Origin of the sequence: Streptomyces sp. UG1 (assembly GCF_049974585.1) — a bacterium.
Taxonomy (GTDB): Bacteria; Actinomycetota; Actinomycetes; order Streptomycetales; family Streptomycetaceae; genus Streptomyces.
On the sequence record NZ_JBNGGG010000021.1, the window covers coordinates 31,334 to 51,049 of the forward strand.

At 70.6% G+C, this 19,716-nt stretch carries 13 protein-coding genes and 1 pseudogene; 9 read left to right on the forward strand and 5 right to left on the reverse strand.

Going from position 1 to position 19,716, the window contains the following annotated elements; translation table 11 throughout:
- Positions 1 to 4: 4 nt before the first annotated feature.
- Both ACP4J3_RS23330 and ACP4J3_RS23335 read right to left on the reverse strand, forming a co-directional pair.
- Positions 5 to 238 (reverse strand): hypothetical protein, encoded by a 234-nt coding sequence (locus tag ACP4J3_RS23330; protein ID WP_426537464.1) that lies wholly within the window; start codon positions 236 to 238, stop codon positions 5 to 7.
- A gap of 23 nt (positions 239 to 261) precedes the next feature.
- On the reverse strand, positions 262 to 414 hold the full coding sequence (locus ACP4J3_RS23335; RefSeq protein WP_426537466.1) for a hypothetical protein: 153 nt from the start codon (positions 412 to 414) through the stop codon (positions 262 to 264).
- Positions 415 to 621: 207 nt separating this feature from the next.
- On the opposite strand from ACP4J3_RS23335, the gene ACP4J3_RS23340 reads away from it, so the two are divergent.
- The 5 genes from ACP4J3_RS23340 (at position 622) to ACP4J3_RS23360 (ending at position 7,233) form a co-directional block, all read left to right on the forward strand.
- Complete coding sequence (locus tag ACP4J3_RS23340; protein WP_426537468.1) at positions 622 to 1,476, forward strand: ABC transporter permease; 855 nt, start codon at positions 622 to 624, stop codon at positions 1,474 to 1,476.
- 26 nt (positions 1,477 to 1,502) lie between these two features.
- Positions 1,503 to 2,363 carry a carbohydrate ABC transporter permease gene (locus tag ACP4J3_RS23345; RefSeq protein WP_426537667.1) on the forward strand — a complete coding sequence of 287 codons (861 nt, stop codon included), beginning with the start codon at positions 1,503 to 1,505 and terminating at the stop codon, positions 2,361 to 2,363.
- A 74-nt stretch (positions 2,364 to 2,437) separates the two neighbouring features.
- Positions 2,438 to 4,051: an extracellular solute-binding protein gene (locus ACP4J3_RS23350; RefSeq protein WP_426537470.1), complete on the forward strand. Its 1,614-nt coding sequence runs from the start codon at positions 2,438 to 2,440 to the stop codon at positions 4,049 to 4,051.
- A 61-nt stretch (positions 4,052 to 4,112) separates the two neighbouring features.
- Positions 4,113 to 5,168 (forward strand): LacI family DNA-binding transcriptional regulator, encoded by a 1,056-nt coding sequence (locus ACP4J3_RS23355; protein ID WP_426537472.1) that lies wholly within the window; start codon positions 4,113 to 4,115, stop codon positions 5,166 to 5,168.
- 22 nt (positions 5,169 to 5,190) lie between these two features.
- Positions 5,191 to 7,233 carry a DUF2264 domain-containing protein gene (locus ACP4J3_RS23360; RefSeq protein ID WP_426537474.1) on the forward strand — a complete coding sequence of 681 codons (2,043 nt, stop codon included), beginning with the start codon at positions 5,191 to 5,193 and terminating at the stop codon, positions 7,231 to 7,233.
- Here the strand turns inward: ACP4J3_RS23360 and ACP4J3_RS23365 are convergent.
- The 3 genes and pseudogenes from ACP4J3_RS23365 to ACP4J3_RS23375 form a co-directional block, all read right to left on the reverse strand.
- A pseudogene (locus tag ACP4J3_RS23365) lies at positions 7,152 to 8,890 on the reverse strand (rhamnogalacturonan lyase). The gene ACP4J3_RS23360 and the pseudogene ACP4J3_RS23365 overlap by 82 nt on opposite strands.
- A gap of 125 nt (positions 8,891 to 9,015) precedes the next feature.
- Complete coding sequence (locus ACP4J3_RS23370; protein ID WP_426537476.1) at positions 9,016 to 10,023, reverse strand: hydroxyacid dehydrogenase; 1,008 nt, start codon at positions 10,021 to 10,023, stop codon at positions 9,016 to 9,018.
- 13 nt (positions 10,024 to 10,036) lie between these two features.
- Positions 10,037 to 11,065 (reverse strand): LacI family DNA-binding transcriptional regulator, encoded by a 1,029-nt coding sequence (locus ACP4J3_RS23375; protein WP_426537478.1) that lies wholly within the window; start codon positions 11,063 to 11,065, stop codon positions 10,037 to 10,039.
- Between the two features lie 317 nt (positions 11,066 to 11,382).
- Between ACP4J3_RS23375 and ACP4J3_RS23380 the strand changes: the two genes are divergently transcribed.
- The 4 genes from ACP4J3_RS23380 (at position 11,383) to ACP4J3_RS23395 (ending at position 19,626) form a co-directional block, all read left to right on the forward strand.
- Positions 11,383 to 13,209: a hypothetical protein gene (locus tag ACP4J3_RS23380; RefSeq protein ID WP_426537480.1), complete on the forward strand. Its 1,827-nt coding sequence runs from the start codon at positions 11,383 to 11,385 to the stop codon at positions 13,207 to 13,209.
- Between the two features lie 46 nt (positions 13,210 to 13,255).
- Positions 13,256 to 15,982, forward strand: a complete 2,727-nt coding sequence (locus tag ACP4J3_RS23385) for a Tat pathway signal sequence domain protein (protein ID WP_426537482.1) — start codon at positions 13,256 to 13,258, stop codon at positions 15,980 to 15,982.
- Positions 15,983 to 16,040: 58 nt separating this feature from the next.
- Positions 16,041 to 17,009, forward strand: coding sequence for a dienelactone hydrolase family protein (locus tag ACP4J3_RS23390; protein ID WP_426537484.1), 969 nt, complete (start codon positions 16,041 to 16,043; stop codon positions 17,007 to 17,009).
- Positions 17,010 to 17,232: 223 nt separating this feature from the next.
- Positions 17,233 to 19,626: a beta-galactosidase gene (locus ACP4J3_RS23395; RefSeq protein ID WP_426537486.1), complete on the forward strand. Its 2,394-nt coding sequence runs from the start codon at positions 17,233 to 17,235 to the stop codon at positions 19,624 to 19,626.
- Positions 19,627 to 19,716 lie beyond the last annotated feature (90 nt).

Genomic DNA, 19,716 nt, shown 5'->3' on the forward strand with positions numbered 1-19,716 from the left:
GACTTCAGTCGCTCACCGCGTCCTCGAACAGGCTGAGCACTTCAAAGCGGCCGATGCCGCGGGGACTCGGCATCAACGGCACCACGGTGCGATCGACGGCGTGCTCCTCACCCGCTGACAAGCGCCGAGGCGCGTCGAGGCGCGAGCGCCTGGCCGCCTCCGCGGCGGCCACCGACCAGAGCTCCTTCTCCATCACGACCGCGCGGTCGAACGTCTCGCGCCAGCCGGCCTGCGGCATCTCCCACGCCGAGAGAAACGGCTTCAGCCCCGGCCTCTCAATGCCCCCAGTACCGCCTGCTCGACGTCGCGGGCGGTACGGCCCACCTCGAAGCGCTCCTGCTGGTACAGCCGCCGGCCATAGCGGCGGTGCACGCGCAGACGCTGACTGCCGGCACTGCAGATGCCGATCTTCACGGCGGCGTGTCAGAAGTATTGACCGCCGACTGTAACCGTTTTAACTTTCCCTCACTCCGCAACCGCAGCCGAGGAGGCTCCGTGGCAGCGATGCTGCGCGAACGCCCCGGGAAACCGGCGGTGCGCCGCCGTTCCCGACACCCGTCAGGCGCTCCATCCAAGCGAAAAGGCTTTCAAAAGCGCCGCAGTTGGACGCTGTTTCTGCTGATGATGCCTGGGCTGGCGTACTTCCTTGTCTTCCAGTACGGCGCGCTGGTCGGGAACGTCATCGCCTTCAAGGAGTACGTGCCCTTCGACGGCCTCTGGGACAGCCCATGGATCGGTCTGGACAACTTCCAGCGGATGTTCGAGGACACCGCGTTCTGGGACTCGGTGCTCAACACCCTCCTGATCTCGGTACTCCAGCTCGTCTTCTTCTTCCCCGTCCCGCTCGCCCTCGCGCTGCTCCTGCACAGCCTCACCTGGAGCACCGTCCGGCGGTTCGTGCAGTCGGTGGCGTATCTGCCGCACTTCATCTCGTGGGTGATCGTCGTCGCCCTGTTCCAGCAGGTCCTCGGCGACACCGGCATGCTGAACAGCTACCTCGGCGACGCCGGCCTCCACACCGTCGACATCATCGGCAACCCCGACGCCTTCAAGCCGCTGGTCGTCGCCCAGGTGATCTGGAAGGACGCCGGCTGGGGAACGATCATCTTCCTCGCCGCGCTCTCGATGGTCGACGACCAGCTGTACGAGGCCGCGGCCATCGACGGCGCGGGACCCTGGCGCCGCTTCTGGCACGTCACCCTGCCCACCATCCGGCCGGTCATCATCCTGCTGCTCATCATGCGGCTCGGCGAGATCCTCTCCGTCGGCTTCGAGCAGATGCTGCTGCAGCGCGACGCGGTCGGCCCGGAGGCCGCCGAAGTCATCGACACCTTCGTCTACTTCCAGGGCATCGTCGGCGGTGACTACGGATACGCCGCGGCCGCGGGCCTGTTCAAGGGTGTGATCGGCGCCGTGCTCGTGTACGCGGCCAACAAGGTCGCCCACCGCCTCGGCGAACAGGGGGTCTACAAGTGAGCACCCGCGTCGTCCGGCCCGGCTGGATGGAGAAGCCGAAGCCCCTCACTCAGGCCGCCAAGGCCGTGGCCCTCATCGCGGTCGTGCTGCTGGTCTGCGTGCCGTTCCTGGTCATCGTGTCCACCTCGCTCGCCTCCCAGCGCGAAGTGGTCCGTAACGGCGGCTGGGTGCTGTGGCCGCAGGAGCCGACCTTGAAGGCGTACCGCGACGTCCTCGACGGCGGCATCGTCACCCACGCCCTCGGCGTCAGCGCCGGCGTCACCGTGGCCGGCACCCTGCTCAGCCTCGCCTGCACGGTGACCCTCGCCTACGCCCTGGCCCGCCCCGGCGTACTCGGCGGGAAGCCCGTGCTGCTCCTGATCCTGTTCACGTTCCTCTTCCCGCCCGGCATGATCCCCAACTTCCTGATCGTCAAGGAGCTGGGGCTGCTGGACAGTTACGCCTCGCTGATCCTGCCGGTGCTGCTCAACGTCTTCAACTTGGTCGTCCTGCGCGCCTTCTTCCAGGGCATCCCCGAGGAGCTCCATGAAGCCGCGCGGCTGGACGGCGCCGGGGACCTCCGGGTGCTGCTGACGATCGTGCTGCCCCTGTCGAAGGCCGCCCTCGCCGTCGTCGGCCTGTTCTACGCCGTGGCGTACTGGAACGCCTGGTTCTACGCCTCGCTCTACCTCGAGAGCGACCGCTGGCCGCTGCAGCAGGTGCTGCGCACGTATGTCATCGCCGGCTCCGGGCTCACGGACACCACCACCGGAGAAGCCACGGTGAACGCGCCACAGACGATCCAGATGGCCGTGCTGGTGCTGGCCACCGTGCCGATCCTGCTCGTCTACCCCTTCCTGCAGAAGTACTTCACCAAAGGCGTGCTCACCGGCGCCATCAAGAGCTGACACCGTCATCCGACCCCAGCCAGAAAGGTCACTCCCTCATGATCGGAATGTCCAGACGTGCCTTACTGTCCTCCATGGGCGCAGCAGGCGCCGCCGTCTCCGTCCCGGGGCTCCTGACCGCCTGCTCCAGCGGCTCGGGCGGGGACGGCACCACAAACACGGGCAAGGACCTCGCCCCCTGGCCCGCGTACCAGCCGACCCCGGGAGCCAAGCCGGATCTCCCCCCGACCGACCAGGGGGTCCAGCCCGGCTTCACCTCCTATCCCGCCGACCTGACCGCCTCGGTCTCCCGCACACCGGGCGACGGCTCCACGGTCAAGGTCATGTCCGTCACCTTCGGCACCCCGCCGAAGGGAGCGGCGCAGAACCGGTTCTGGAAGGCGATCGAGAAAGCCCTCGGCGTCAAGATCGAATACACGGTCATTCCGCAGACCGACTACCAGCAGAAGATGGCCACGGTGATGGCCGGCGACCCGGAATCGCTGCCGGACATCATCAACGTCTTCTCCGGCTTCGTCCTGCCCCGGGAGGCCGAGTTCGTCCAGCGCCGCGCCGAGGACCTGACGCCGTTCCTGTCGGGCAAGGCCGTCAAGGACTACCCCAACCTGGCCGGCATCCCCACGCACGCCTGGCGCGATATGGGCCGCATCGGCGGGCGCATCCACGGCATCCCGCTGGAGCGCCCGGTGCCCGGCAGCACGCTGTGGATCAACCAGGGGCAGTTCACCGACGCGGGGATGAAGGAGGGATGGACCTCCGACGACTTCGCCGCCGTCGTGAAGAAGGGAACCCGCGGCACGACGTACGCGCTGGGCGCGTCCGCCGACTCGCTGTTCGGCAACGCGGTGCACGCCGCCGCCCACAACGCCCCGCAGCGCTGGGCGGTGGAAAAGGACGGCACCTTCCGCTCGAACTACACCGACAAGCGGTACCGGGCGTCCGTCGCCTTCCAGGCGCAGCTGCGCAAGAACGGCTCCTACCACCCCGAGGCCACCTCGCTGTCCGCCCCCGACCTGCACACGCTGTTCCTCAACGGCACCGTCGGCTCGAAGCAGGACGGCTTCGGCGGGTACATCCCCATCTACAACGACTCCAAGGGACTGCTGACCCCGGCGCCCGCGCTGCCCTACAGCGTGGACGGAACCCCCGGTGGAGTCGTCGCCGCGCGCCGCTCCTTCGGCTACACCATCCTCAAGAAGGCCAAGAAGGAGCGCATCGAGATGCTCCTGCGGCTGCTCGACTACCTGGCCGCCCCCTTCGGCACGAAGGAGTGGGAGCTCACGCACTTCGGCCTCGAGGATGTGCACTTCACCCGCGGGAAGGACGGTTCGCCGAAGCCGACCAAGCTCGGCGAGGTGGAGAACAACACCAACTTCCCCGTCAAGTACCTGGCCGAGGGTCCTCAGGTGCTCTTCCTGGCCGGCCAGCCCAAGGCCGTACGAGCCCTGCACGCCTGGCAGCAGAAGGTGGTCCCGGTGACGATCCGCGACGCGTCCTTCGGACTGCAGTCGCGCACGAACACCAAGCAGGGGACCACTCTCCGGGCATCCATGGACGACACCATCACCGCGGTCATCGCCGGGCGCGCCTCGCTGTCCGATTACGACGCCGCGGTCAAGAAGTGGCGCTCCGGCGGCGGCGACAGGATGGCCGAGGAGTACGCCGAGGAATACGCCGCCATCAAGTGAACCGGCACGGCAACGACAGCACGGACGGACACGGGAACAGGCGAAGGGAATGGCCGGCGGCATGGCGACTGAGGAGCGCGTCACCATCCGGGACGTGGCGGCGCAGGCAGGCGTGTCCGCGGCCACGGTCTCGCGCGTGCTCAGCGGCAAGTACCGGGTACCGCCGGAAACCCGGTCCCGGGTGCTGCGCGCGGTGCGCACCCTGGACTATGTCGCGAACGTGCACGCCCGCGCCCTGGTCGGCGGCGGCCGCAAGCTGGTCGCCGTCATCCTGCGGCAGGTCACAAGCCCCTTCTACGCGCAGGTCGCCGAAGGCATCGAGGCGGAGGCCGCGGCACAGGGCTGGCTGTGCCTGGTCGGCGCCACCGGCGGCGACCCCCGGCGGGAAACGGAGGTGATCCAGCTCATGCGCGAGGAAGGAGCACGCGTGGTGATCCTCGTCGGCGGGATCGTCGAGGACGCCGCCTACCGCAAGCGCGTCACCCGCTACGCCCAGACGCTGGACGCCGCCGGCTCGCGCCTGGTGCTGTGCGGACGCCCGTCGCCCGACCCCGGCCTGCCCGCCCTGGTCGTCGAGTTCGACAACGAGGCCGGGGCCAGGGCAGCGACCACCCACCTGCTGTCGGCCGGGCACCGCCGGATCGTGTTCCTCGGCGGCCTGCCCGGCAACACCGCCATGGACGCCCGGGTCGCCGGCTACCGCGCGGCCCTGGCCGCGCACGGCCTGCCGCCCGAGGCCGCCCATGTCATCGACTGCGGACTGGGACGGACCGCGGGAATGCGCGCCATGACGGCGCTCCTCGCGGACGGACCGCGGTTCACCGCCGTCTTCGCCGGAGACGACATGGTCGCCGCCGGGGCCCTGCGAGCCATCGCCGACGCCGGCCTGAGCGTCCCCGGCGACCTCTCCGTCGTCGGCTACAACGACATCCCGCTCGCCGAGGACTTCGGCCCACCCCTGACCACCGTCCGCACCCCAGCCGAGGAACTGGGCCGCGCCGCGGTGGACCTCGCCCTGCGCGAGCCGCGGGAGCTCCCCGGAACCTGCCACGTGCTCGCCACCCACGTCGTCATACGGAACAGCGTCGGCCCGCCCCGTGCAGGCCGCACGCGGTGACACACGAAGGACACCACCGGGCATGACCACCACGCCACCCTCGGCCGACACCAGCGCCCCGCCACCCGCCGACCCCCTTACGTCCCCGTTCACCGGCTACACCAGGGCGCATTGGGAGAGCGCGGCCGACACCCTCCTGGCCGCCATCCGTCCCTACGCCTCCCCCGGCCTGGCCCAGTACAGCCTCCCCGGCAGACCCAGCCACTCCGGCACCCGGTCCGACGGGCTGGAGGGCTACGCCCGCTCCTTCCTCCTCGCCGCCTTCCGTATCGCCGGCGCACGCGGAACCGACCGGAGTGGCAGCACCGCCATCCGCGGCCTCATCAACCGCTATGCCACTGGACTCGCCACCGGCACCGACCCCGGCCACCCGCAGCACTGGCCGCCGATCACGGACGGCGCCCAGTCCATGGTGGAAGCCGCCTCCATCGCCATCGCCCTGCACGAGACCCGGCCGTGGCTGTGGGACCGGCTCGACGACGCCGTACGCCAGCGGGCCGCGGCCTGGCTGGGCGGCTTCGTGGGCGCGAGAGCCAACGACTCCAACTGGCGCCTCTTCCAGGTCGTCACGGAGGAGTTCCTCGCCTCCGTCGGCGCGCCGCACAGCCGCGCCGAGATCGACGCAGGCCTGGCCAGGCTCGACGACTGGTACCGCGGCGGCGGCTGGTACACCGACGGCGACGGGCAGAAGTTCGACTACTACAACGCCTGGGCGTTGCACCTGTACCCCGTGCTGTGGGCCCGCATCGCCGGGCCCCGCGCCGACCCCGGTCTCATCGCCACCCACCGCGCCCGGCTGCGCATGTTCCTCGGCACCCACCAGTACTTCTTCGGCTCCGACGGCGCGCCCGTCCACCAGGGCCGGTCGCTGACCTACCGCTACGCCGTCACCGCCCCCCTGTGGGCCGGCGCCCTGGCCGACGCCACGTCCCTGCCGCCCGGCCGCATCCGCCGACTGGCCTCCGGCGCCCTGAAGCACTTCGCCGGCCGCGGCGCCCCCGACGCCGCCGGACTGCTCAGACTCGGCTGGTACGGGCCGTATCTCCCGGTCACCCAGCGCTACTCGGGACCCGCCTCGCCGTACTGGGCGAGCAAGGCGTTCCTCGGCCTGCTGCTGCCCGCCCGCCATCCGGTCTGGACGGCCCCCGAGGAGCCCGGCCCCGTCGACACCGCCGACCGCTGCCTCGCGCTGCCCGCCCCCGGCTGGCTACTGCACTCCACCTGCGCCGACGGCATCGTACGGCTGGTCAACCACGGCAGCGACCGGCAGCCACCGCCGCCCGCCGCCGCCGAGGACAACCCTCACTACACCCGGTTCGCGTACTCCAGCGCGGCCGCGCCGGAGACCCCGCCGGACGACGGAGTCGCCGGCCCCGACAACCAGATCACGTTCCTCGCCGCGTCGGGGGCCTCCCGGCGCGGCCGCATCCAGCCGCTGTACGTCGCCGGGCGGCAGGCGGCGTCCTGGCACTCCCCCACCGAGCCCATCGAGCGGGAGCGATACGGATCAGAGCCGCGCATCACCACGGTCAGCGTGGTGCACGGCCCCTGGGAGGTCCGTCTGCACCGCCTGTGTGCCCCGGCCGGCACCGCCGTGCGCGAGGGCGGCTGGGCCGTGGCCTGCGACAGCGCGCCGCCCGCCGCGGAGACCGGCGCGGGCTGGGCGCTGGCCCGCCGCCGCGACGGCCTGACCAGCGCCCTCGTCGGCCTGCTCGGCTGGGAGGACGACGGCACCCCGGCCCCCGGTGGCGTCGTGCACGCCCGCGGCCACAACGCCTACGGTGACCACTCGGCGACGCCTGTACTCACCCTGCCCCCGCATCCCGGCGGCACCCGACTGCTCGTCACCCTGGTCGTCCTCACGGCCGACCCGAGCCTGTACGGCGACAGCCGTGCCCTGCGCACCGGCACCCGAGCCCGTCAGGTGCCGGACGGCAGCGTCGAGATCCGTTTCCCGGACGGCACGGTCGAGCAGGTCGGCGGCTACGGGGTCCCGATCGTGGGCCGGGGGGCGGTGTCCGTGCCGTCGCCGATGAAGAAGCTGGGGTGCGGCGGCTGGTTGTAGGCGGTGTTCTGCCAGGCGAGACCGGTGCGGTACCGCCGGTCCTGCAGCAGCGTGGTGATGCGCATGTCGGTCTCGTGCGGTGTGGAGTAGATCCGCAACGCGGAGTCGTCGGCGATGGGCCACACCACCTCCTCGCGCCAGTCGCCGAGGATGTCGCCGGACAGCGCGGGATTGGCCTTGCTTCCGTTGTTCGCGAGCACGCCCTCGCCGGTCAGCAGGCGCTTGTCGCCGTCCGGGCCGTACTTGTCGATGTGCGTGCCGTCCAGCAGCTCGCGCACCGGGTCGCCGTCTCACCAGCTGACGAAATTGATGCTGGAGGGTCCGGCGCCGGCCTCGGCGCCGGACGGGTCGCGCATCGAGCCGTCGGCGGCGGACCAGGACTCGGCGCCCAGACTGCCGGCCCAGACGTCGGCGGACACACCGCGGCCGTTGTCGGAGCGGGAGTCGGTCTTCCACAGCACCTCGCCGCAGGCGGCGTCGAGGAACAGCGAGCCCGGCTGGCTGGAGTCCTCCGACACCTTGAACTCCTCCAGGCCGTCACGGCCCGGGTCGAGGTCGCCGACGTGCTGCGCGTCGCCGTGTCCGGTGCCCGCGTTCCACAGGCCGGAGCCGTCGTCGTCCACGGCCATCGAGCCGTACATGATCTCGTCGTTTCCGTCGCCGTCGGCGTCCGCGACGGACAGGGAGTGGCTCCCCTGGCCCGCGTAGCCCGAGTTGTCGTTGCTGTCGAATACCCACCGCTCGCTGAACTTTCCGTCGGCGAAGTCCCAGGCGGCGATGACCGATCGGGTGTAGTAGCCGCGGGCGCTGATCAGTGACGGGGTCTTGCCGTCGAGGTAGGCGGTGCCGGCCAGGAAGCGGTCCGCGCGATTGCCGTAGTCGTCGCCCCAGTCGCCGAGGGTGCCGCGCGGCGGTGCGTATTCGACGGTGTCCAGTGCCGCGCCCGTGGCGCCGTCGAACATGGTCAGAAACTCCGGCCCGTCCAGGACGTAGCCGTCGTCGTTGGCGTAGTTGGCGCCGCCGTCACCTGGAACTGTGTGTAGTGGGCGCCCGAGCGGATGTTGGGACCGAGGTCGACCCGCCACAGCCGCTCACCTTCCATGGTGTAGCCGTCGAGGATCGTCGGTCCGGTCACACCGGACTGCGCGTTGTCCTTGGCGTTCGTCGGGTACCACTTGACGACGAAGTCCAGGTCGCCGTCCCCGTCGAGGTCGCCGACCGAGGTGTCGTTGGCCGTGTACGAATAGTCGTCGCCGCCGGGCGGGGCTTCCCTCGATCGGCACGTCCGTGTAGCCGTCTGCCATCGGGCGGGCGTCCTGAGGCTCCTGCTCTTCGCCGTCCACCACTGCGGCCACGGAGTACTCGGCTTCGCCGTCGCGGTAGACGTTGAACGCGGCATCGTCGGCGTCCTCGGCCAGCCAGCGCCAGCTCACCAGGTTGCCGTCGCCGGACCGGACGCTGACCGCCCGCGGTCCAGGTTCTCCAGCAGCGGTGCCGCGGCCGTGTTGCCGGAGGACTCCGGCCCCGCGGCGCCGGAGAGGGCGACCAGAGCACTTGCGGTCAGTGCACCTGCGGCGAACGTACTGGGCACCACCTTGCCCCGCGTTGAGCGGCGGCGTCTGCGATGCGGCAGCGGTGGGGGGTGTGCGGGTGACATGCGTCCTCCGGGTTGTCGACGGTGGTAGTTGACCGGTAGTGGCCACCGCGCTCCGCACAGGTTGCCGTCCGGAAAAAGTCTCCGCGAATGTCACCGGACCGTGCGGCAGACCCGGCGCGGCCGCGTCACGCCGTGCGGTCGAGGTGAGCGACCTCGACACGCTGGGCGAGGGGTGCACCCATGCGCAGCCGTTCGGCTTCGGCCACGACGGCGGCTCCCAGGCGCCGCAGTTCATTGCCCTGGGATCCGGCGATGTGCGGGGTCAGGATGACGTTGGGCAGATCGAAGAGCGGGGAGTCCACCGGCAACGGCTCGGGGTCGGTCACGTCGAGCACGGCCCTGATACGACCGGTGGCGAGCTCGCGTACCAGTGCCTCGGTGTCCACGAGGCTGCCGCGGGCGGTATTGATCAGCGCCGACCCGTCCGGCAGCAGCGCCAGCCGGCCCGCGTCGATCATGTGCCGCGTCTCGGGCGTGGCCGGGGCGTGTACCGAAACGATCGAGCTGTCCGCGAGCAGGTCTTCCAGCCCCGACTTCCGTACCCCGAGGCTCCGCGCGGCTGCCGCGTCGACATACGGGTCGTAGAGAACGACGTCGAAGTCGAACGGCCGCAGCAGTTCGATCACGCGTCGCCCGACGGCGGAAGCGCCGATGAGCCCGACGCGGCGCCCCATGTTGCCGATGTCCGAGCGGGCCAGGTCCGGGAGCCGGTGCCAGGCCGCACGGCGGTCCTCCTGCGCCGCGAAGACGCCCTTGCCCAGCAGCAGGATCATGCCGAGGGTGTACTCGGCCACCGGTAGCGCGTTCTGCGCGGCGGCCGACGATACGGTGAGCCCGCGCGCTCTGCCCTCGGGCGGAAGCAGCCGCTTCACCGTCCCGCCGGTGTGCAGTACGGTGTGCAGCCGCGGCAGGGCGTCGAGCGCGTGGCAGTCAAGGGGCGGGCATCCCCAGCCCGTCACCAGCACCTCCACTCGGGCCAGTCGGGAGCGCAGCGCGGGATCGCCGAAATCGGTGACTACGCCCGCGGGGTCGATGTCGAGCAGCTCGCGCAGCCGGGCCAGCAGGTCCGGCGGGAAGAGCTGGGGCAGATTCGGTGCATCCATGGCGAACATGGCCGTGGGACGCCGGCTCATCGGGTGAACCCTTCTAGTCCGGGCCTGAGGCTTCGCCCACGTTGGGGCAGACCGAGTCGCGGACGACGATGTGCGTGCCCAGCAGGACGTGCTCGGAGGCCCCGGGTGTCTCGCTCTTCAGCGCGAGCCGCACGGCGGTGCGCCCCAGCTCCTCGTGCGGGATGTGAACGGTGGTGAGGTCGATGTCGGCGGCCGGGGGGAGGTCGTCGAATCCGACCATCGACACATCCTCCGGAATGCGCAGCCCGCGCTCTCGCAGCGCCTCGCGCGCGCCCGCGGCGATCAGGTCGTTGCTGGCGAAGACGGCGGTGAAGTCCCGCGGCCCTGCGTCGAGTCGCTCGCGCATCATGCGGTAGCCCTCGCGCCGCACCATTCTCGCGCCGTCGACCTCCAGCCCGGGATCATGCGGTACGCCGTGCGCGGCCAGGGCGGCACGGTAACCGGCGACCCGGCTCTCCGGCGTCGTGTACCCGGACCGCCGGCCGAGGAACAGGATGCGCTTGTGGCCCGCCGAGAGCAGGTGGCTGGTAGCGGCGAACGCGCCCCCGGTGTTGTCGTACTCGACCACGATGGCCGGTACGTCGGGGCCCAGCGGCGGGCGGCCGCACAGCACCAGCTGCGAGCCGACCGCGGCCAGTGCGCGGGCATAGCCGGCCATGCGCTCGCGGTAGGCCTCGTCGGGGTTGATGTTCCCCACGAGAATGACCGCTTCGGCGTGCTCTTCGCGCATCAACTGGATCGCGGCCAGCTCGCGTTCGAGATCTCCGCCGGTGGTGCCGACAATGCAGAGCCGGCCCGCACGCGCGGCCTCCTCGTGTACCCCCTGCGCCACATGTGCGTAGTGCGGGGAGATGACGGAATTGACCACGATGGCCACGCTCTTGGGCCGCACACCCGCGAGTCCCCGGGCGTGGGCGTTGGCCACGTAGTCGAGTTCGCGCACGGCCCGCATGACCTTGCTGCGCGTGGCAGGGGCGTTGGGGTACGTACCGGAGAGGATGCGCGAGACGGTGGCGACCGAGACGCCGGCATGTCTGGCCACGTCCTTGATCGTCGCAGGGCGGGGCTTTCCGTCGCCGGAAGCGACCCGACGCGGCATCCGACCTCCCTGCATCCCGTTTTATTGCCTCGGCCTGTTAACCGTTTGAACTCGATGATGAGCCGATCGATGTGACACGTCAAGCACGAGGGAGGCGAGAACACACCGCTCTTGACATGCCCTCCTCACAGTGCTTGCATCGCGCCCTGTGTAAACGGTTCAACATGCGCTGATACTCCGCACGTATACGAGCATGAGGAGCTCCCATGGAGCACAGGCACAGACGTCGGAGCGGGTTACGCCGGGCAGGTTCCACCGCGGTGGCAGCGGCCGGGGCGATGATCCTCGTCGTCGGCCTCTCGCAGCTGGGCACCGCCTCCCCCGGCACCGGTACGGCTCAGGGCACGACCGCGGCGGCCGCGCGTCCGATGGAGAACCTGGGGCGCGGCGTGGTGGCCGTGCGCTCCGGCGAGAGCGACGTCCTGGTCTCCTGGCGGCTGCTCGGCCTGGACCCGGAGAACATCGGCTTCAACGTCTACCGCACCACCGGCGACGACGGCGACTGGTCCCAAATCAACGACGACGTCCTCACCGATGGGACCAACTTCGTCGACTCCGGTGCCGACCTCTCGCAGTCCAACAGCTACCGGGTCATGCCCGTGGTCGACGGCGAAGAGGGCGAGCCCAGTGGCGCATTCACCTTGGACGCCGATGCCGCCGACGAACCGGTGGTCCGCGTCCCGCTGCGCGACGGCGGCCGGATCCAGTTCGTGTGGGTCGGCGACCTCACCGGCGACGGCGAGTACGACTACGTGATCGACCGCCAGACCTCCCCGCAGAGCATCGAGGCCTATTCGAGCGAAGGCGACTTCCTGTGGGAGGTCGACATGGGGCCGAACAGCACCGATCAGAACAACATCGAGGGCGGATCGGCCACGATCGACGTCGGACACAACGACGGCGTCACCGTCTACGACTTCGACAGCGACGGCCGCTCCGAGGTCGCCGTGCGGATCGCCGACGGCGTCACCTTCGGCGACGGCGAGACCTTCAGCCACGACAACGACACCGAGCAGTTCATCGCCATCCTCGACGGCCGGACCGGCGCACTTCGCTCGTCGGCCCCGGTCCCGACCGACTACATCTCGGACGGCCCGATGTACGCCCGGTTCGCCGCCTGCTATCTCGACGGTGAAACACCGAGCCTGGTCAGCTACATGAAGAACCGCGTCGGCAACGGCGGGTTCAACCTCATGGTCACCGCCTGGAGCTTCGACGGCAGCAACGTCGACATGCAGTGGAAGTGGCTGCGCAACGGGAACCACCCCGACGGGCACAACAGCCGCTGCCTCGACGTGGACAGCGACGGCGACGACGAGTTCGCCGAGATCGGGTTCGTCCTGGACGGTGACGGTTCGCTGCTCTACTCGATGGGAGGCCAGGGCATCGTCCACGGTGACCGCTTCCACATCGCCGACATGGACCCGTCGCGGCCGGGCCTGGAGGGCTACGGCGTGCAGCAGGACAACCCCAGCGGCCTGCACGAGTACTACTACGACGCCGCGACCGGTGAGCTCATCTGGGAGCACTACGGCTCCGTCGCGGACGTGGGGCGCGGCATGGCCGGTGACATCGACCCGAACCACCCGGGCATGGAGGTCTGGTCCTTCGACGGGCTCTACAACGCCCCGAGCAACCAGCTGGCCGAGCCCGACACCAACCTCCGGCCGTGGCCGCAGATGGGCCTGTGGTGGGACGGCGACATCACGATGGAGCTGTTCAACGACGGCAAGTTCGAGAAGTGGGACCCGGACAACCCCACCCCCACCAACAGCGTGCCGCGCCTGTTGCGGGCCCAGGACTACGGCGGGACCGTTGGGCCCCGCAGCCAGCCCGGCTTCCTCGGCGACATCCACGGCGACTGGCGCGAGGAGGTCGTGCTGCCCAACGGGAGCTCCGACGAGCTGCTCGTCTTCACCACCGATCGCCCGAGCGACATCCGGCTGTACACCCTCGCCCACAACCCGGTCTACCGCAACGACATGACCGTCAAGGGCTACATGCAGTCCCACCACGTCGACTACTTCCTCGGCGCCGGCATGGAGCAGCCCCCGCGGCCCGACATCAGCTACGCGGGCAGCGACTGAGGACCAGCCATACGCGCACTTCAAGGAGTTGATCACCGTGGTTCCCATGAGTCGACGTGCAGTGCTGGCCTCATCCGCCGGTGCGACGGCCGCGGCCGTGCTGGCCTCCGCGGGCGGCCGCGCCCACGCCGAGCCCGCTCGCCGGGCGGCGCTCCCCGAGCTGAAGGGGCACGACCCGGTCGGCCTGCGATGGCTCGAAGGCGACGCTCCGGCGGAGATGGCGGCGGGCACGACCTGGGGCGTGCCGTGGCCCCGCGGTTCCTTCGCACCCGATCAGGAGTTCTCGCTCGCCACCGACTCGGGGGAGCAGGTCCCCGTGCAGAGCTGGCCCACCGGCCGGTGGCCGGACGGCTCCGTGAAGTGGACGGCCCACGCGATCAGCGGAGCCGCGCCGCGCGCCGCCGCATACCGGCTCCGGTCCGGCTCCCCGGCCTTGCCCGCCACGCCCCTGACCGTCCGTACCGGCGGTGCCGAAGTCACCGTGAACACCGGCGTGATCGAGGTGTCCTTCGGGCGCTCGGGCAAGCAGGTCGTCACGGCCGTCCGGCGCGGCGGCACGGTCATCGCCAACGGCGGACGCCTGGTCGCCTCCCGGCAAGACCAGCCGGGCACCGACGGCGCTGCCGTCGTCAGGACCGAGTCGTTCAGCGGCGTCGTGCGCTCGGTGCAGGTCGAGCAGGACGGCCCCGTACGCGCGGTGATCAAGGTCGAGGGCAAGCATGAGAAGGGCCGGCGCGCCTGGCTTCCCTTCGTGGTGCGGTTCTACCTGTACGCGGGCTCGGACGCCATCCGTGTGGTGCACACCTTCGTCTTCGACGGGAATGAGGACAAGGACTTCATCAACGGCCTCGGCATGCAGTTCACGGTGCCGATGCGCGGAGCGCTGCACGACCGGCACGTCCGCTTCGCCGGCGACGGCAACGGCGTGCTCGCGGAGGCGGTACGCGGGATAACGGGGCTGCGCCGCGACCCGGGAGAGAACGTCAGGCGGGCCCAGTATGAAGGACGGACGACGCCCGACACCGCCACCTGGGACCAACGGGTCACTTCCCGCCTGCAGTACATCCCGGCCTTCGGTGACTACAGCCTGCGCCAGCTCAACGCCCACGGATACGAGATCCACAAGCGCACCGCGCAGGGCCGCTCGTGGGTCCGGGTGGACGGCGGCCGCCGGTCGCGGGGACTGGCCTACGTCGGCTCACCGACCGGCGGCCTGGCCTTCGGCATGCGCAACTTCTGGCAGCTGCACCCGACCGAGCTGGAGATCACGGGCGCCGGCGGCGACGAGGCGCAGGCTGCCGTATGGATGTGGTCACCCCGGGCGGAGGCAATGGACCTGCGCTTTTACCACGACGGCCTCGGGCAGGACACCTACCCGGAGCAGCTGGAAGCCCTGGAGATCACCTACGAGGACTACGAGCCCGGCTTCGGGACCCCGTACGGCGTCGCACGCACCACCGAGCTGACCCTCTGGGCGCTCGCGGCGACACCGACCGCCGAGCGCTTCGCCGAGCTCGCCGCGGCAAACGGGACGCCGCCGCTGCTGGTCTCGAACCCCGAGCACAACCATGCGGCGGGGGTGTTCGGCTCATGGACACCAGTCGACCGCTCGACTCCTGCGAAGGCGGAGCTGGAGGACAAGCTTGACGCCATGCACCGCTTCCACCGGGAGCAGGTCGACCAGCGCTCCTGGTACGGCTTCTGGGACTACGGCGACATCATGCACACCTACGACCCGGACCGGCACGTGTGGCGGTACGACGTCGGGGGCTACGCCTGGGACAACTCCGAGCTCTCCACGGATCTGTGGCTGTGGTACCACTACCTGCGCAGCGGCGACGCAAAGGCGTTCCGCTTCGCCGAGGCGATGACCCGCCACACCGGCGAGGTCGACGTCTACCACCTCGGCAAATACCGGGGCCTTGGCACCCGGCACGGGGTCACGCACTGGGCCGACAGCGCCAAGCAGGTCCGGATCAGTAACGCCGGCTACCGGCGCTTCTACTACTTCCTCACCGCCGACGAACGCGCCGGCGACCTGATGCACGACCTGATCGACTCCGACCGCAGCTTCCTCGCCCTCGACCCGCTCCGCAAGATACGCGAGGGCGGTCCGCTCGACCCTGACCCCGAGGCGCTCCCGGTGGGGATCTCCACCGACTGGGGCGCGCTCGCGGGGGCGTGGCTCACCGGGTGGGAGCGGGGCGGCGATCCGGTCGCCCGCACGAAGCTGATCAATGGCGCCAGGACGATCGCCGCCCTGCCCAACGGCTGGGTGCAGGGCGGCAACGTCACGTACAAACTGTCCGACGGCACATTTTCCGGACCGGACGAGAAGATCATCGCCGTGGGCGCGCTGAGCTCCGTCTTCGGGCTGATCGAGGTCATGACCGAGCTGATCGACCTGGTGGACGAACCGGCGGTGGAGGACGCGTGGGTGGCCTTCTGCCGGCTCTACAACGCCACACCGGAGGAGCAGCGCGCGGCCACGGGAGCCAGTTGGGGCAACCTCAACCTGCGGCAGGCGTATGCGCGGGCCACCGCGTACGCGGCGAAGCAGCTGGGGGACGAGGCGCTCGCGCAGCGTGCCTGGAAGGAGCTGCGTACCGGGCATGCGGGCTACCCCGAGGATCACCCCTTCACATCGGAGCGCATCGAAGGTCCGGCCGTGCTCAACCCCATCGACGAGGCGAAGTTCTCCACCAATGCGAGTGCCCAGTTCGGCCTGGCGGCCATCCAGTGCCTCGCCCTTGTCGGCGAGCACCTCGAGTAACCCGCACGCAAGGCCCTTCCCGGGTCCGTCGAGCGTCACCGCAAGGAGGAACACGGCAATGCAGCGAAGCGTCACCGGACTCCCGGCGCCCGCCGGCACCGGAACCGGCCGGGCAGTACCCCGCGGAAGGAGCGAGCCGCGCAGACTCGGCGTGGCCCTGCTCGCGGCCATCGTGGGCATGATCACGGCAGTGGTCGCGATGCCGCCGGCCTCCGCCCATGGGAACCCGTACGAGCGGGGCCCGGACCCCACCGTGGAGAGCGTCGCGGCCGAGAGGGGAACCTTCGCCACCGATGAGCTGGACGTCGAGCCCGGCCACGGGTTCAACGGCTGGAAGATGTACTACCCCAAGGACACCGGCCTGGGCACCCGGGGCGCGGTCGCGGTCGTGCCCGGCTACACCGCCAGCTGGAAGGACGAGGGTGCCTGGATGGGGCACTGGATCGCCTCGTTCGGGTTCGTCGTCATCGGCATCGACACCAACAGCCCCACCGACCGGGACGACGCCCGCGGCCGGCAGCTGCTGGCCGCGCTGGACTACCTCACCGAGGAAAGCCCCGTCGCCGGCCGAGTCGACCCCGACCGGCTGGGCGTGATGGGACATTCCATGGGTGGCGGCGGTACCATCCACGCCGCCACCCAGCGGCCGGAGCTGCAGGCCGCCGTCCTGTTCGCCCCCGCCTCGTTCTCGCAGGACCTGTCCGGCGTCAAGGTCCCGACCATGGTCATGGGTGCGATCGACGACCCAACTGTCACACCGGAGTACCTCGACGAGCTCTACGCCACCTTGCCGGCCGACACCCCCGGCTCCTACGTCCAGCTCTCCAGCGGCAGCCACGCCTTCCCCACGTCGCGGAACATATCCGTCACGCGCCTGGCGATCCCCTGGCTGAAGATCTTCATCGACCACGACACCCGCTATACCCAGTTCCTCTGTCCGGACCTGGCCGACACCGACGACATCTCCCGGTACGAGAACACCTGCCCCTACGAGCCCACGACCGAAGAACCGCCGCCTGTGCGGTAGCCCTCACTGAACGGAGATTTCGCCATGACAGAAAGATGCACGGCCGCATCCAACGGCATGGCGCGGCGCCTGGGACGCCGAAGACAACTCCTGGAGCCTGGATAGCGACCTGTTGGGGTCTGCCCTGCAACGCGCCGGCACCAGATCTCGGCGCAGGACACCATGCCGACTTCCTTTTCGATGAACCTACTTCCCGAGCCGCCCCCTGCAGGAAGCACCTGCCATGCTGTCGCTGCGCGCCCAAGAACCATCCGCTCCCCTCACCGGCCATCTCGCGATGGGCAGCCCGCACGGGCCACCCGTGCCCCTGACCGTGGACAGCAGACGCGTGCTGCGGGCGGGCCGGCCGTGGATTCCGGTGATGGGCGAATTCCACTTCAGCCGGTACCCCGCCGCCGAATGGCGCGAGGAGCTGCTGAAGATGCGAGCCGGCGGCATCAACCTGGTGGCGACGTACCTCTTCTGGAACCAGCACGAGGAGCAGCGGGGGGCCTACCGCTTTGACGGCGACCTCGGCATCCGCCGGTTCGTCGAACTCTGCGCGGAGCTGGGACTGTCGGTAGCCGTGCGCATCGGGCCCTGGTCACACGGGGAATGCCGGAACGGCGGCTTCCCCGATTGGCTGGCCAGCACAGAATGCGTCCCGCGCACGGACGACCCCGCGTACCTGGCGCTTGTCAGGCCCTACTTCGCCCGCATAGCCCACGAGCTGCGCGGTCTGTGGCACCGCGACGGCGGCCCGGTGATCGCCGTACAGGTCGAGAACGAGCTGTACGACCAGCCCGGGCACCTCGCGACGCTGCGGCGCATGGCCGAGGAAGCCGGGGCCGACGCCCCCCTGTGGACGGCCACCGCCTGGGGCGGGGCCCGCATACCCCCGGACGTGCTGCTGCCGCTGTACGGCGGCTACCCGGAGGCGTTCTGGGAGGACGCCCACCCGGGGTGGGCGCGGGAGATGCGCCGCCATTACTTCTTCACCCCAGTCCGCGACGACCATGCCATCGGGGCCGACCTCCGCAACGCGGCGCCCGCCGGCGGCCCGGACGACCGCCGCTATCCGTACGCCACCTGCGAGCTCGGCGGCGGCATGGCCATCGCCTACCACCGGCGGCCGCTGGTGCCCGAGCGGGACGTCACGGCGCTGGCGCTGACCAAGATCGGCAGCGGTTCGGTGTGGCAGGGCTACTACCTCTACCACGGCTGCTCGCAGCGGCTGGAGCACGGCGTTCCCAACCAGGAGTCGCACGCCACCGGTTATCCCAACGACCTGCCCTCGGTCACGTACGACTTCCAGGCGCCGCTCGGCGAGTACGGCCAGGTCCGGCCCGCCTACCACGCGCTGCGCCGGCAGCATCTCCTCCTCCAGGACGCCGGCGCCGAGCTGGCGGACATGCCGCTGTCGCTGCCCGATTCCGGGCCCGGCGGCCTCGACGACCGCATGACCCTGCGCTGGGCAGTACGCTCGCGCGGCGACACGGGCTTCCTCTTCGTCAACAACCACCAGCCGCACGAGCCGCTGCCGGACCACGAGGACGTGCGCTTCGCCGTCAAGCTGACCGGCGGCACGGTGACCCTGCCCGAGGAGCCGGTGACCGTGCCCTCCGGCGCCCACTTCGTCTGGCCGCTGGGATACGAGCTGGGCCCCGGCGTGCGCCTGAACTGGGCGGCCGCGCAGCCCCTCACCCGCCTGGAGATCGGCGGCACACCCACCGCCGTACTGGCGGCCACCGAGGGTGTCACACCGCGGCTGCACCTGCCCGCCGGTACGCGGGTCGAGGGGCCGGACACGACGGTGCGGGTACGGGAAGCGGCCGACGGCACGCTGGTGGCCGTGCCCGACCCCGGCACCGGCGCGCTGCTGACGGTCCACGGACCGCACGGCCCGGTCCGCGTGCTGGTGCTCTCCGCCGAGCAGGGGCGGCAAGTCAGCCGCGTCCATATCTGGGGATGTGACCGGCTGGTGCTCTGCGACGACCTGGTGCTCGCCGACGGCGAGGAACTGCGCGTGCACACGGCCGCCGCCCCGGACATCGCCCTCCTCCCTGCGCCGCCCGGGCTGACCGGCACCACCGCAGGACCCGGCGTCCGGGACGGCGCGTTCACCCGCTGGACCCTGAGCCCGCCCGCGTCTGTGCCCCCGCCCGCGCCCGCCGTCACGTGCGTGCGGTCCGAGGCCGTCGCCGCCCCGGCCCGTACCGGCGGCTCCCACGGCCGGGCCTCCGCACCGCTGGACGCCGACTTCGAACGGGCCGGTGTCCATCACATCGCCGTCCTGCCCGAGGTCTTCGACGAGAGCGAGGAGGCGGGTGAGGTCCTGCTGCGCATCCAGTACACCGGCGACGTGGCCCGGGCCTACATCGGCGGCAAGCTCATCGCCGACCACTTCTGGTACGGCCCGGTCTGGGAGATCGGGCTGCGGCGCTTCGCCGCCGAGGTCGTCCGGCACGGGATCGAGCTCCGGGTCCTCCCGGCGGCCCGCGAGAGCCGCATCTATGTGGACCCCACAGCGCGCGACGGCCTGGACGCCGCCCGCGCCCGGACGTCCGTGGACGCCGTGTCGCTCCTGCCGCTGCGGCGGCTCACACTTCGCGCACCGCGGGGATCCGGCCATGACTGACCGCACCCCGGTCAGCCGCAGCGCCCTGCTGTGCGGCGGCACCGGACTGGGCCTCGGCCTTGCTCGCCGCACCCGCCCTCGCCGCGTGCG